The 12,550-nt window shown below is 42.2% G+C and carries 14 protein-coding genes and 1 tRNA gene; 4 read left to right on the forward strand and 11 right to left on the reverse strand.

Annotated features, from left to right (window positions below; all coding sequences use genetic code 11):
* Positions 1-29: 29 nt before the first annotated feature.
* Genes Bealeia2_RS03025 through recF form a run of 4 tightly spaced genes read right to left on the reverse strand, consistent with a single transcriptional unit; the run spans position 30 to position 4,562 of the window.
* The gene (locus Bealeia2_RS03025; RefSeq protein ID WP_331255656.1) at positions 30-461 is read right to left on the reverse strand and encodes an SRPBCC domain-containing protein; all 432 of its coding nucleotides are present in this window, start codon (positions 459-461) and stop codon (positions 30-32) included.
* Positions 452-1,012, reverse strand: a complete 561-nt coding sequence (gene idi, locus Bealeia2_RS03030; RefSeq protein ID WP_331255657.1) for an isopentenyl-diphosphate Delta-isomerase — start codon at positions 1,010-1,012, stop codon at positions 452-454. Before idi ends, Bealeia2_RS03025 begins: the two co-directional genes overlap by 10 nt.
* The gene (gene gyrB / locus Bealeia2_RS03035; RefSeq protein WP_331255658.1) at positions 1,005-3,413 is read right to left on the reverse strand and encodes a DNA topoisomerase (ATP-hydrolyzing) subunit B; all 2,409 of its coding nucleotides are present in this window, start codon (positions 3,411-3,413) and stop codon (positions 1,005-1,007) included. The genes idi and gyrB overlap by 8 nt, the downstream gene beginning before the upstream one ends.
* Before the next feature lie 12 nt (positions 3,414-3,425).
* Positions 3,426-4,562, reverse strand: coding sequence for a DNA replication/repair protein RecF (gene recF, locus Bealeia2_RS03040; protein WP_331255659.1), 1,137 nt, complete (start codon positions 4,560-4,562; stop codon positions 3,426-3,428).
* A 72-nt stretch (positions 4,563-4,634) separates the two neighbouring features.
* On the opposite strand from recF, the gene Bealeia2_RS03045 reads away from it, so the two are divergent.
* Entirely contained in the window at positions 4,635-5,606 is a 972-nt protein-coding gene (locus tag Bealeia2_RS03045; protein WP_422388038.1) for an IS701 family transposase, read from the forward strand.
* 339 nt (positions 5,607-5,945) lie between these two features.
* On the opposite strand, the gene Bealeia2_RS10515 is transcribed toward Bealeia2_RS03045, so the two are convergent.
* From Bealeia2_RS10515 to Bealeia2_RS03075, 7 genes are all read right to left on the reverse strand, one after another.
* Positions 5,946-6,293, reverse strand: a complete 348-nt coding sequence (locus Bealeia2_RS10515; RefSeq protein ID WP_414437814.1) for an IS1 family transposase — start codon at positions 6,291-6,293, stop codon at positions 5,946-5,948.
* A complete protein-coding gene (locus tag Bealeia2_RS03050) occupies positions 6,230-6,652 on the reverse strand; it encodes an IS1/IS1595 family N-terminal zinc-binding domain-containing protein (RefSeq protein WP_331255242.1) in 423 nt (140 codons plus the stop codon). Before Bealeia2_RS03050 ends, Bealeia2_RS10515 begins: the two co-directional genes overlap by 64 nt.
* Positions 6,653-6,882: 230 nt before the next feature.
* Positions 6,883-7,395: a RipA family octameric membrane protein gene (locus Bealeia2_RS03055; RefSeq protein ID WP_331255660.1), complete on the reverse strand. Its 513-nt coding sequence runs from the start codon at positions 7,393-7,395 to the stop codon at positions 6,883-6,885.
* Between the two features lie 21 nt (positions 7,396-7,416).
* Positions 7,417-7,596 carry a hypothetical protein gene (locus Bealeia2_RS03060; protein ID WP_331255661.1) on the reverse strand — a complete coding sequence of 60 codons (180 nt, stop codon included), beginning with the start codon at positions 7,594-7,596 and terminating at the stop codon, positions 7,417-7,419.
* A gap of 85 nt (positions 7,597-7,681) precedes the next feature.
* Positions 7,682-7,828 carry a hypothetical protein gene (locus tag Bealeia2_RS03065; RefSeq protein ID WP_331255662.1) on the reverse strand — a complete coding sequence of 49 codons (147 nt, stop codon included), beginning with the start codon at positions 7,826-7,828 and terminating at the stop codon, positions 7,682-7,684.
* Positions 7,829-7,891: 63 nt separating this feature from the next.
* Positions 7,892-8,197 (reverse strand): CsbD family protein, encoded by a 306-nt coding sequence (locus tag Bealeia2_RS03070; protein WP_331255663.1) that lies wholly within the window; start codon positions 8,195-8,197, stop codon positions 7,892-7,894.
* A gap of 74 nt (positions 8,198-8,271) precedes the next feature.
* Positions 8,272-8,646 (reverse strand): hypothetical protein, encoded by a 375-nt coding sequence (locus tag Bealeia2_RS03075; RefSeq protein WP_331255664.1) that lies wholly within the window; start codon positions 8,644-8,646, stop codon positions 8,272-8,274.
* A 179-nt stretch (positions 8,647-8,825) separates the two neighbouring features.
* Here Bealeia2_RS03075 and Bealeia2_RS03080 point away from each other — a divergent pair, with 179 nt between their 5' ends.
* The 3 genes from Bealeia2_RS03080 to Bealeia2_RS03090 all read left to right on the forward strand — a co-directional run bounded on the left by Bealeia2_RS03080 (position 8,826) and on the right by Bealeia2_RS03090 (position 12,500).
* Complete coding sequence (locus tag Bealeia2_RS03080; protein WP_331255665.1) at positions 8,826-10,229, forward strand: sodium:solute symporter family protein; 1,404 nt, start codon at positions 8,826-8,828, stop codon at positions 10,227-10,229.
* A gap of 68 nt (positions 10,230-10,297) precedes the next feature.
* A tRNA-Pro gene (locus Bealeia2_RS03085) sits at positions 10,298-10,374 on the forward strand.
* Positions 10,375-10,466: 92 nt separating this feature from the next.
* Positions 10,467-12,500 carry a bifunctional diguanylate cyclase/phosphodiesterase gene (locus Bealeia2_RS03090; protein ID WP_331255666.1) on the forward strand — a complete coding sequence of 678 codons (2,034 nt, stop codon included), beginning with the start codon at positions 10,467-10,469 and terminating at the stop codon, positions 12,498-12,500.
* The last annotated feature ends 50 nt before the right edge of the window (positions 12,501-12,550 follow it).

Here is a 12,550-nt window from a genome sequence, read left to right on the forward strand (position 1 = left end):
GAAATGTATTTTGATTTAAAATCAAATAATTATTGTGCTTCAGCTCTTTTTTTCAAGGCCTGGTTCATCATTTGAAAGCCTGTCTGAGTTTTGTCAAAAAAACTTTGAGGAAGAATGTGAGGGAGAAGCCCCGAGAACGCTTCTTGATGGAGAAAAATGGTCTTAGCCTTCTGAGATTGAAGGGAGAAAGAATGCTCTCCATCGAAAAGTCCCGGGAATAGAAATTGACCTTTCCAGGAGAACTGACTTTGAGAACTTAATTCAGCAACCTTAGGGGAAAATTTCATTCCCTTTTGACCAGGGGGACAAATCATCACAGCTAATTTTTGTCCTACTTGGGGGATACCTGAAATGTTTGTGATAAAGGGATTCCAAGACGGATAATTCTCAAAATCCATCAGAATTTTCCAAACGACTTCTAAAGAGGCCTTAATTTCAATTTCAGTTTTGATTATCCGCATTTTTTGATTTCAAGATCAATTTTTGGCAAAAATAAAGCTTCGAAATAATTGTGGACATAGAACAAAAACCAAGCCGCAAAATTCTGAGGATGAGACTCCATTTCAGTTTTTAACTTAAGGGGATCGATCCATCGTGTTTCCATAATTTCGTCCGGGTTGAGCTCAAAAGATCCCTCATAAACGCCTTGAAATACATGCGTGAATTCTTTTTCCCACATGCGCTCATCTAATTTGAGATCGTATTTTACTGTTTGAAGAAATGTGAGTGGGGCTCCAAATCCTAGCTCTTCGTGAAGGCGTCTTTGAGCAGCTAAGGATACATTTTCTTGAGGTCTTGGATGACCACAGCACGTATTGGCCCAAAGGCCTTGAGCATGATATTTGCACAGGGCTCGGCGTTGAATGAGAATTTCTCCTTGAGGATTAAAAATGAAAATCGAAAAAGCGCGATGGCGGCGCGGATTCAAATGCGCTTCAAACTTGCCTTCGGTTCCGATTTCCTGGTCGTTTTCATCGACAAGAATAACGCGTTCTTCACTTTCCTTAAGCATCGAGGTTCTTCACATTCAGGGCGTTTTTTTCGATGAATTCACGGCGGGGTTCGACCACATCGCCCATGAGTGTTGAGAAGATCTCATTGGCTTCATCCAAATGCTGAATTTTGACTTGAAGAAGCGTGCGGACCTCAGGATCGAGTGTTGTTTCCCATAATTGATCAGGATTCATTTCACCCAATCCTTTATATCGTTGGATTCCAACGCCGCGACGTCCTTCTTCAAGGACTGCTTCTGTTAGCGCCACGGGACCGACTACCCGAGTTTTGATGAAAGTTGCTGTTTTTGTAAATGTTTCTTGAGTTTCGGACAGAAGCTGCCTCAGGCGCAAAATTTCAGAGGTGTGAAGGAGAGCTTTGGAGATATTGTATTCCTCAGCAACCCCCCGCACGCTTCTGCGAACTTGAAGGACGTTCCCATTTTCAACAATGCTGAAAACCCACGTTTTCTCATTTGCAAGGGCAATCAAATTCAAGCGATCAACTAGACGTTGTGAAAAGACTTGAGGGTTGGATTCAAACTCTGCAAAATCAAGACATCCTGCAATAACCGCTTGCTCTAAAACTTGAATGCTTCCGACCTGACGTGCGGGAACCTCAAGCAAATCCTCAACGGATTTGGAAAGAGTCACAATACGCTTGAGATCTTCGCCCATAATAACGGTCCCATCATCGTAGGCGAGTTTTTGGCCATTAATGCCACCGTTAATTAGATATTCGTTCAGATCCGCATCATCTTTGAGATACAATACTGAGTTTCCGCGCTTGGCTTTGTAAAGCGGAGGACGTGCGATATAAAGATATCCTCTTTCAATAAGCTCTGGCATTTGACGGAAGAAAAATGTCATGAGAAGGGTCCGGATGTGACTTCCATCGACGTCCGCATCGGCCATGAGAATAATTTTATGATAGCGAATTTTATCGATATTAAATTCCTCTCGTCCAATGCTTGTGCCCAAGGCAGCAATGAGAGTTCCGATTTGTTCAGAGCTGATCATTTTATCAAAGCGCGCACGTTCGACATTGAGAACCTTACCGCGAAGGGGTAGAATCGCTTGGAACTTACGTTTGCGTCCTTGTTTGGCTGATCCACCCGCGCCGTCTCCCTCAACGAGGAAGAGTTCGCATAAGGCGGGGTCCCGCTCTTGGCAATCTGCCAATTTCCCCGGGAGAGAGGCAATATCCAAAACGCCCTTTCTCCGAGTTAAATCGCGGGCTCTTCGAGCGGCTTCTCGGGCTAATGCGGCTTCTGTCACGCGTGCGATAATTTTTTTGGCTTCTTGAGGGTGCTCTTCAAACCATTGTTGAAGTTTTTCCCCCACAATACTTTCAACCACAGCGCGTACTTCGGAGGAGACAAGTTTGTCCTTCGTTTGAGATGAGAATTTTGGGTCAGGCACTTTTACGGATAAAACGCAAGTTAGACCTTCTCGCATATCTTCACCCGTGAGGGCCACCTTGTCTTTCTTGCTAATCTCGTCAGCGTATTTGTTGATCGTTCTCGTCAAAGCACCGCGGAATCCAGCCAAGTGGGTGCCACCGTCTCTTTGCGGAATATTGTTCGTAAAGCACAACATCGTTTCGTGATAGCTGTCCGTCCACTCCATGGAGATTTCCACATGGATGCCATCTTTTTCCCCTTGAACAGAAATGGGCGGAGAATGGAGAGGAGTTTTGCTGCGATCTAAATAATTCACGAAAGCTTGAACACCACCTTCATAATGAAGAACGACTTCTTTGGGTTCAACGTGACGTTCATCCCGCAAAATTAAATTAACGCCCGAGTTCAAAAACGCGAGTTCGCGCAAGCGGTGTTCAAGGGTTGCAAAGACAAATTCAATATTCGTGAAAGTTTCTTTGGAGGGCATAAATGTGATATGCGTGCCCTTTTTACCCCCGGCATCCCCAATTTCTTTAAGGCGTCCTTCCGCATCCCCATGGCAGAAAGTGATGACGTAAGTTTTCCCATTTTTATAAACGGTCAATTTCAGCCATTCGGAAAGCGCATTCACAACCGAAACGCCCACGCCGTGAAGACCGCCTGAAACTTTGTAGGAATTCTGATCGAATTTTCCACCGGCATGCAGTTGGGTCATAATGACTTCTGCCGCTGAAATTCCTTCTTCTTCGTGGATATCCACAGGAATGCCGCGGCCGTTATCAGTTACGGTCACCGAGCCATCTGCGTTCAAGATAACTTCAACCCGATCACAATGTCCTGCCAAAGATTCATCAATGGCATTGTCCACAACCTCATAGACCATATGGTGAAGTCCCGAGCCGTCGTCCGTATCTCCAATGTACATACCTGGACGTTTCCTGACCGCATCAAGGCCCCTTAAGACTTTAATGGAATGGGCGCCGTATTCTTCTTCTTGAGGGAGTGTTGAGTTTGTCATTCGTTTTTTACCTTACATTTCTTGAACTTGTGCCGCGTGGACTTGGAAAAATTGGGCAGATCCCTGAAGCTCTGCAAAAAGAGCCGCATCCGTTCCCGTCAGCCACACCTGCATATTAAGGCTTATCAGCGCATGAAACAATGCTGATCTGCGAGAAATATCTAAATGAGCGATCACCTCGTCTAAAAGTAAGAGCGGCGTTGAGTTTTTTCGTGCACTTAAAAGACGGGAGGAGGCCATAATAATACTTAAAAGCAAGGCCTTCTGTTCCCCTGTTGAACAAAAAGCGGCGTGCTGCCCTTTGGGTGTAAAAATGACCACAAGATCACTTTTGTGTGGCCCCAAGGGAGTGGATCCTGTTTCAGACTCAAGTCTCCGCGTTTCCATCAGGCGTTTTTTATAATAGTCCTCAGTTTCTAGTGCCGAATGGGTTTCAAGAAATGACTCGAGCTCTCCTTCGAGGAAAAGAGTGGCTTCTGGAAAATAAGTATCGCCTTCCTGAAGGGCTATATTGAGTTCTCGTACCACTGTATACCGTGCCACCAAAATAGCAACTCCTTGAGACACGATGGTCTCCTCAAGGCCTCCCAACCAAAAAGGATCAAAGCGTCGGTCGATTAAAAGTTTTCGCCGTTCCCTTAAGGCATGCTCGTATTGATTGACGCGGCCTGCGTGTCCGGGGTCAAAACCATAAACGAGGCGATCTAAAAACTTACGCCGCTGAGAAGCTCCGTCTGAAAACAAGCGGTCCATTTGAGGTGTTAACCAGGTGATATTCAAATGCTGCGTCAAGGGGGCTTGACCTGAAATTTTTTTGCCATCAATTTTGACGACCCGGCGTTCAGAATGGCCTTCCAAAGCTTCAAGCCCCGTACCCAAAGTCAGAGGATAATCTCCTTGATGGAGAATTGCCGAAACGGCCCAAGACTGGGTTTGACCTTGTTGAACGACATCTTTCAGTTTAGCGCGTCTTAATCCTCGCCCTGGAATAAAGAAGGATACCGCCTCTAAGATATTGGTTTTTCCTGCTCCATTTGCACCCGTTAAAATAACAGGCCCGCCATTTAAATTCAGGGCAAGGGAGGCGTAACAACGAAAATGAGTGAGCTTCAAGGACGTGAGCCCACGAAGAGGGAGATCATTTTCCACGAGTTACGCAGTTTGCAGGAGAAGAGAGAAGAGATAAGGTGAGAGGGAATATTTATTAAATGAGAAGAAATGATGTCTCGACACAAATGCACAAAATCACTTTATCGTTCATTTTTACAAGCCAGCAGTGTGCGCTATTCAGGGTTGGCACTTTCGGAGGTGTCACCGATTCCATTGTCGCATGACAGCGTCAATCGATGGTTGAGTTCTAGTGCATTGCGTCCGAGCGGAGTGTGGAATCTTACTCAATCTCTTATTAACAAGAAAGAACCTTGTTTTTTAGTATGTGACGATACAATTTTGGATAAAAATCGGAGCGAGAAGATAGAGCTTGTGCATTATCAGTATTCTGGGAATGCCCATGATGTTATTGCGGGGATAGGTCTTGTCAATTTGGTATGGCATGGCCTGAGGAGTCATGACTCTATTCCTGTTGATTATCGTATTTATGATAAAGCCAGCGATGGCAAAAGCAAGAATGACCATTTCAGGGAAATGTTAAAGCTGGCTCAAGACAGAGGGATAAATCCGGATGACGTGGTTGCAGACGCTTGGTACTCGAGCTTGAATAATCTGAAGGCCATTGAATCCATAGGCTGGACATGGGTGATGGGGTTGAAGAAAAACAGGAAAGTGAATCGTGGAGAAACTCTTGAAAAGCTGGACATTCCAGATGAAGGACTGAAAGTTCACTTACGCGGATATGGATGGATTACTGTTTTCCGGTTTGTTGCCAAAAACGGTCGCACGGATTATATCGGAACCAATAGGGATAATCCCTCTCGTGATCATATTGAACTGGTCATGAAATCGCGTTGGAAAATCGAAGTTTATCATCGGGAATTAAAGCAAACATGCGGTCTTGAACGCTGTCAGTCTCGCACGGGACGAGCCCAAAGAAATCATATATTTCTTGCCATTTCGGCTTGGATTCAAAGATTTAAAAGACGACTTGCTGGAGGCTTCTCTTTTTATCAGCAGCAGTGGGATGTTATTAAGCATGATATCTCTAGAGAAATAACAAAACTCATGTCTTTCGCTTAGATTCCCACCCTTTTGCTGCAAACTGCGTAACTCGTGTTTTCATCAGAATAGGGAAGGGGATTTATCATTTACTGAGTCCAGTGCAACAAGATAAAAACGCCGCCATTGTGAGGTTTTTGGATTGTTTCGTTCCGTGCTATGCTGATTTGATTGAATTGTTTCTTTTTCATCGTATCTTTCATTTTCTGACGATGGGTCCCCCAAAATCAAATCGTTATCCTACCAAAAAATATCTTTATGAGTAGGTCCTGGCCAGGAGTCAATAAAATAAGTGCAAAAAATTCATTCTGTGATAGGAAATGCCAAGTGGCACAGGTGGTGTTTTTCATTTTGAGACTCTTAACTAAAGATAGATAAGAAAGAGTCCAGATATTTTTTGAAGACTTCAGGATTGGAGAGATGGTAAAGAAGAAGTAAGGAAAGATCTACCATTTCATGGCTTCGAGACGTGACCTTGGAGCGCCTTCGAAAGCGCGCGAGATAATGACGTGTGTTGCTGTTATCCTGCTCGATTGGGTAGGTTAAATCCTTGCCAGTAAAAAGTTGATGTTCAGGAATTAGACGATGAAATCCCTCCCAATCGTCCGTGATGAAAGTGAGATCCCTCGTGCCGATTTCGTCGATTAAGCTTTTGGCTGTTCGATCATCACGGCGACCCAAAGTCCAGGAGATAACTCGCCCTGACACAGGGTCAAAGGCTTTCCAGATCCAAATTTTGTTTTTTTTCCATTCACGTAATGCCACATCTCGTCGATTTGAACGAGCTTAAGGTCAGATGGAACGGCAGGCCTTTCCAATGATTTTGCCTCTTTTCGAATCCACTTCAAAACAGCGACATTACTGACTTTAAGAACCTTTCCGATCATTCCAAAGCTTGCATTTCCCAATGTATATAAAAGGATTGCCAAGGCTTTCATGGCCTCTGGCTTTCCGCGCTTAGGTGTATTTGTGAAGTTGCAGCCGCAGCTTTTACAGCGGTAGCGTTGGATCCCTCTGACCATTCCATTCTTAACATACTGAACTGAATTACATTTCTTGCATTCCATGGCCTATCCCCCTTTAAATAAGCCATCTTATCACGTTATCTATCTTTAGTTAAGTGTCTCTTCATTTTTAATTAAATATATTCTATAAGATAAATATAAGCTGGGAGAAGTAAATATGGGTATTGACGTTATCTCAATTTTCCCAGAACCGTGCGGGCTAACCTTAGAAAGACGGTCACGGAAAGTTGATGCTCTGCAGAGGCCTTGAGCGTCTGTTTGGAAATTATAGTTTATCTACTTGGAATCACAATCTCTTCTGTGAAATTGTAAAGGCTTATGCCAAGGAATACGTATCCCAACAAAAAAAATACGGGCACTGTGAGTTCTTTGAGGGTAAGTGATCCTCCTTTATTATCGTGGGAAGGCTCAAAAATATAATTAAAAATTTTGATAGGAAGGTAGGCTTCCATGCCTAAGAGCATCTCATTTCGTTTGTTAATGCTTTTTTTAATAGAAAGAAGAAAAATTATCCAAAAATAACAAAATATTGTACCTAATCCAATAAGTGTCCAGAGAAGCGAAGTTTTATGTTCCAAAGGTAGTGTGTGAGACTCTTTTATATAGCTCACACCAGCAATAATTGCAGTATTAATGGTCATCCAAAAGCCGTGAGACTGCTCCCGTACGGAATTTGAGTGGTTAATGGATTCCACTAAGATTTTATACTGCTCCAGGATAATGCTTCTCTCTTCCGTTGTATGTGGACTTTGTTGCGAGAGATAATCCTTAAGTGATGGATTCATGGTAAAAGATCTCCAAAAATTTCAAGGGAATATTCTGATTTCTACTCGGCTCCCTTCTTTTCCATAAATCACAAGAGGTTTTGAGTTCATTTTTTCTGTTGTGGTATAAACTTCATCGCGGGTTTCGATCATTTTTCCGTAAAGGTTTGTCGATTTAACATAGGCCCTTAATAACCACTCTTTGTCATGTTTATGTTTCATTCTCAGGCTTTCTACCTGGACAAGCGTTTCACCATGCGTGGACGTTGGAAGAACATCAAACTCTACAAAGCAGAATGCATTGTAGCTAACATGTTTTTACAAGGTTTTTCATGTGGCCATTTTTCTGAATATAGGATGTTTCAATTTGATAAGTTTCTTCTTCTTCGACCTGCGCACTATGGCACCCGACTAAAGATACAAAGGCCACTAACGTTATGATTTGAAATTTCATTTTAAGTCTCCATAGATTTTTATATTTTTTATAAAATTAGGAAGCCGCATGTTTGAAAGCTATTTAATCTTTAAGGTCTTCAAGTAAATTGTTGAGTTTTTGAGAAACGGCTTCTTTGTTTTCTCCATATTTTTCAGCAAGCAAAATAATGAGCTTGTCACGTTTCATTTCGATAGATTTGAGATCTTCCTGCGTTAGGCGAGGCCAAGTTAATTTGAGAGTGTCTTGCAACTCCTCGTAATTTTCTCTAAAGAGTTTATCGACTTCTTTTTCAGTGAGATGAGAAAGCGTATCCTTTGTTTTTTGAACAGTCTTGCTTACGGCTTCTTTAACTTTTTCATAACCCTTTTCTAATTTGTCTTTTTCCATTTGCAACTCTCCATGTTTTTATAAGAAGGGATAAAAAGCGAGGAGGTCCACCCCTCCCCACCTTTCAAAATTATTTAATTTACAGTTTCACATCTAAACTTCAGTCCCATTGCTGTGTCTTCAACAACAATTGTATGGTCCGTTGTTGATAGTAAGTGCTTACACGCACCACCTGTTGGATTCCAATCAGGTTGGGACCCTTGAGATATTGCAACAACTTCTATAAATGCATCAGGATGGCTCTGTGAAAACTCTTTTTTTGTTTTCCCTAAAACCGTCGCATGCGGTTGGGTGGGGCTATTTTTCCCTTCCCCGCGGACATAGATATCAACGACATCTGTGCTGAGATTGTTAACTGCAATCTTATGGTTATTTGCACTTAAATTCAGTGCACTCAAGAGAGATACTGTGGATAAAATGAGGAATGATGAGATGATAGGATTTTTCATTTTATTTTCCCTTTCTTTATTGTGGTAAATAAATGATATATTTAAAATCAATAAAACATCCAATTGAAATTTCTTAATTTCATAAACTTTAATTGGAGGTGTTGACTTTGATCTCCCCCTTGGCATAGGGATTGTTTTCGTTCATAGTCTCAAAATCTTATCCAAATACAGGGGGCTTTATGTCGTTTTTTTCGTTTTTTGATGTGAGTATTTTTTGGATTTATCTTGTGGTCATCTTAGGCATTGGTATTCATGCCAGCCGCTCTGTCAAAACCTTAAATGATTATTCTTTAGGCGGTGCTAAATACTCCGCATTCTTCGTTTTTGCAACCCTTTCCGCTTCCTTTATTGGTGGGGGATTTACAATGGGGCTTTCTGAAAGTGTCTTTAAAAATGGTCTTATTTATGTGGTGGCGCTTTGGGGATTTAGCCTCAAAGAAATTCTCGTCGCTAAATTTATTGCGCCACGCATGGGCCCTTTTAAGGGAGCTATTTCCGTGGGTGATATTATGGGTCAACTTTACGGAAAAGCCGCTAAGACATTTACAGGCATTGCGGGCGCTCTCGTCTGTGCGGGAATTGCAGGCGCTCAATTCAGCGCCTTTGGTTATATCGCCCACATCTTAATTGGAATTCCTCAAGAAATGGGCGTCATTGTGGGGGCTCTTGTCGTTGTATTTTATTCCACATTGGGTGGCATGAAATCTGTGGTGATTAATGATACTATTCATTTTTGTGTTTTGATAATTTCTCTGCCCCTCGTGTTATTTTTTGGAATTAATTATGTGGGAGGATTTGAAAATCTATTTAATAACCTACCCGCAACCCATCACGATATTTTCACTTCCCTCTCTCCTCTTGCCCTTTTTGCGATATTTTTAAGTTTCTTTTTTGGGGAAACGCTTGTGCCTCCTTATGTGCAAAGGCTTCTCATTGGAAAAACGTTGAAAGAAACCGCAAGAGGAACACTCTGGAGCGGCCTTCTTTCAATTCCCTTTTTCCTCATGATTGGAATTATAGGGCTCATTGCCTTAACTATGTCGCCCACGCTTAATCCCAATTTGTCGCTGCCTTATGTGATTCAAAACGTGATGCCCTTAGGATTTAAAGGATTGGCAATTGCAGGAATTATGGCTGTTTTGATGTCTTCTGCGGATTCATTTTTAAATGCGGCCTCTATTTCTGCCATTCATGATGGACTTAAAGGATTTTTGAAAACGCCCCTTCATCCTCAGATAGAATTAAGATTTACCCGCATTGCTACGTTTCTTATGGGAATGGCGGGCGCCCTTTTTGCATTACGTTCTGCTAGTGTGATTGATGTTCTTTTGTATGCGTATAACTTTTGGACACCTTTTATATTGGTGCCGTTGGTGGCTGGAATTTTAGGCTACAAAAGCTCACCTAAGACATTCTGGATCGCTAGTTTTGCAGGCGTCATCGGCATGGTGGGATGGAAATTAACAGCGGACAATACAGGTGTCTTTGATGCAGCAATTGCAGGGATTGGACTCAATTTTCTCACATTCGTGCTTTTGAACCGCAGTGAAAAATCCAAGATTAAAGCGTTCGCAAATAGTTGATGCTTTAAAAACGAAGGAACCCCCTTGCATCATTGAAAGTTGGACATTATAGTCCGTCTCAGAATCGTCGGAGTGTAGCGCAGTCTGGTAGCGCACCACGCTGGGGGTGTGGGGGTCGTGGGTTCGAATCCCGCCACTCCGACCATTTAAATCATCCACCCCCTTTTAAATCTTAATGCATCTTTAATCTCCATTTGTCATACTGCTGAAAAATAATAAAGGAATAAAGGGGTTGGTATGCCATCAGACTGGAAGATCAAAGGAAAGCTGCTTTTCCAAATCATTTCGATTTTATTTATTGGCGCTGTTTTTATCGTGAGCGTCTTCGCTTTTGTCGTGCCCTCCTATCTTCTGGATGAGCTTTTGCTAATAGGTTTTAGTTTTTCAATTTTTGCCGGAATTATTCTCTATGTATCGCAATTTTTACCCCTTCTTCAGGCTTTAAAGAAGAATGAAAAAGAGGCCGCAATTGCCCTTCAAACTCAGAATGAGCTATTGGCACAACAGGCAAAGTCCTTAAAAGCGGCCTATCAGCATTCCCTCAAAAAACTTAAAACTCAAGAAGAGAGGTACGCCCTGGCGGTTAAAGGCTCCAATGAAGGTCTTTGGGATTGGAATGTGAGCGACGGCACGCTTTACTTATCGAACTTCTGGAAGGAAATATTGGGCTATCAAAAAGGCGAATTCCCGGAATCTTTTGATAATTGGAAGCTTTCCATCCATCCAGAAGACGTCCCCTTTTTTGAAAATAGTTTGCAAGAATGCTTGGAAGGCGAATCTCAACGATTTGAATGTGAATACAGAATGCGTACAAAAAATAACAGCTACAAATGGGTGCTAACCCAGGGATCTTCGATTAAAAACAAGGCTGGAAAAGTTGTGCGCATTGTGGGGTCCCAAACGGATATTTCTCAGAAGAAAAAATTTGAAGAGCAACTCTATCACGATGCCTTTCATGATTCATTAACGGGGCTTCCGAATCGCGCTCTTTTTCTCGATCGTCTTAATCAAAGCATCCTTGCCAATCAACGTAAAAAAGAATCCTCTTATTCCGTTTTATTTTTGGACCTGGATCATTTCAAAAGTGTGAACGATACCTTTGGCCATGCCGCAGGCGACATTCTCATTTTTGAGCTTGCCCGACGCATTGAAACTTCTTGCCGTAAAAGTGATACACTCGCGCGATTTGGTGGGGATGAATTTGTACTCCTTCTACCAGAACTCACAAAGGAGGCGGATATAATTCATTTCATTGAAACTCTCCAAAAAGTGGTTAGGGAGCCAGTTGTCTTTGACAATGGGGCTTTCCATCCTTCGTGTACGATTGGCATTCTCAACGACACAAAAAATTACACATCCGCAGAAGATATCTTAAGAGACGCGGATTATGCGCTTTACAAAGCTAAGGAAAAAGAACGGGGAACGTTTGCATTTTTTGACGAAAAGGCCCGTCTTGAGGCGGTCAGTCAATTTCATATGGAAGCGAGCCTTCAAAAAGCTCTCATGCGTGGCGAGATCTTTGTTTTTTATGAGCCCATCTTTTCTTTAAACGACAAAAGTCTTTTAGGTTTTGAAGCACTTTTGCGGTGGCAGCATCCAGAATATGGTTATGTCGCACCTGAACTTTTTATTCCTATTGCCGAAGAAAATGAAACGATTTTTGCTTTAAGTGAGTTTTTAATTTCTCAAAGCTTAAAGCAACTCAAAACCTGGCAGGAGATGTTTTCTCTTCCTCATTTGATGCTTTCATTGAACGTTTCTCATCGACAAATTGAAAACGAACGCCTTTATATTACCCTTGAAAGTTCATTGTCTTTATATGATCTTGATCCCAAAACAGTTATCATTGATTTGACGGAAAATGCAATTTTTGCCAATCGGGACAAAACCAATTGGTATCTGAAGGCCATGCAAAAGATGGGAATGCGTATTGCCATTGATGATTTTGGAGCGGGTTATGCCTCATTAAGTACCCTCAACTCTTACCCGTTTGATATTATCAAAGTGGATAAATCTTTTCTTTTGGATATTTCAAAGAAGGGCAAGCCCGACCTTGCCATGATCGACCTCATTGCGACCTTGGGACATAAGATGAAAAAAGAAGTTTGGATTGAGGGCATTGAACATGAAGACCTTTTTGAAAAAGTGATTTCTTTGGGCTGTGATTATGGACAGGGTCATTATTTGGGACGGCCACAAAATCATCATGACACGGCGACGTTTTTAGAAGCGCAAGTAGATTATCTGGGGCAAGTCGCATCTCATCCTTGAATTTGCCCAATTGAAAAATTGGCAATTGACGCCATTTATTCCTAAGAATA

Source organism: Candidatus Bealeia paramacronuclearis (assembly GCF_035607555.1).
Taxonomy (GTDB): Bacteria; Pseudomonadota; Alphaproteobacteria; order UBA9655; family UBA9655; genus Bealeia; species Bealeia paramacronuclearis.

What these genes read in the sequence shown, in the direction of transcription:
- Bealeia2_RS03025 (WP_331255656.1), bottom strand. Translation starts at nt 461, where the DNA reads ATGCGGATAATCAAAACTGAAATTGAAATTAAGGCCTCTTTAGAAGTC.
- idi (WP_331255657.1), bottom strand. Translation starts at nt 1,012, where the DNA reads ATGCTTAAGGAAAGTGAAGAACGCGTTATTCTTGTCGATGAAAACGAC.
- gyrB (WP_331255658.1), bottom strand. Translation starts at nt 3,413, where the DNA reads ATGACAAACTCAACACTCCCTCAAGAAGAAGAATACGGCGCCCATTCC.
- Bealeia2_RS03045 (WP_422388038.1), top strand. Translation starts at nt 4,635, where the DNA reads ATGTCTCGACACAAATGCACAAAATCACTTTATCGTTCATTTTTACAA.
- Bealeia2_RS03050 (WP_331255242.1), bottom strand. Translation starts at nt 6,652, where the DNA reads ATGGAATGCAAGAAATGTAATTCAGTTCAGTATGTTAAGAATGGAATG.
- Bealeia2_RS03055 (WP_331255660.1), bottom strand. Translation starts at nt 7,395, where the DNA reads ATGAATCCATCACTTAAGGATTATCTCTCGCAACAAAGTCCACATACA.
- Bealeia2_RS03060 (WP_331255661.1), bottom strand. Translation starts at nt 7,596, where the DNA reads ATGAAACATAAACATGACAAAGAGTGGTTATTAAGGGCCTATGTTAAA.
- Bealeia2_RS03065 (WP_331255662.1), bottom strand. Translation starts at nt 7,828, where the DNA reads ATGAAATTTCAAATCATAACGTTAGTGGCCTTTGTATCTTTAGTCGGG.
- Bealeia2_RS03070 (WP_331255663.1), bottom strand. Translation starts at nt 8,197, where the DNA reads ATGGAAAAAGACAAATTAGAAAAGGGTTATGAAAAAGTTAAAGAAGCC.
- Bealeia2_RS03075 (WP_331255664.1), bottom strand. Translation starts at nt 8,646, where the DNA reads ATGAAAAATCCTATCATCTCATCATTCCTCATTTTATCCACAGTATCT.
- Bealeia2_RS03080 (WP_331255665.1), top strand. Translation starts at nt 8,826, where the DNA reads ATGTCGTTTTTTTCGTTTTTTGATGTGAGTATTTTTTGGATTTATCTT.
- Bealeia2_RS03090 (WP_331255666.1), top strand. Translation starts at nt 10,467, where the DNA reads ATGCCATCAGACTGGAAGATCAAAGGAAAGCTGCTTTTCCAAATCATT.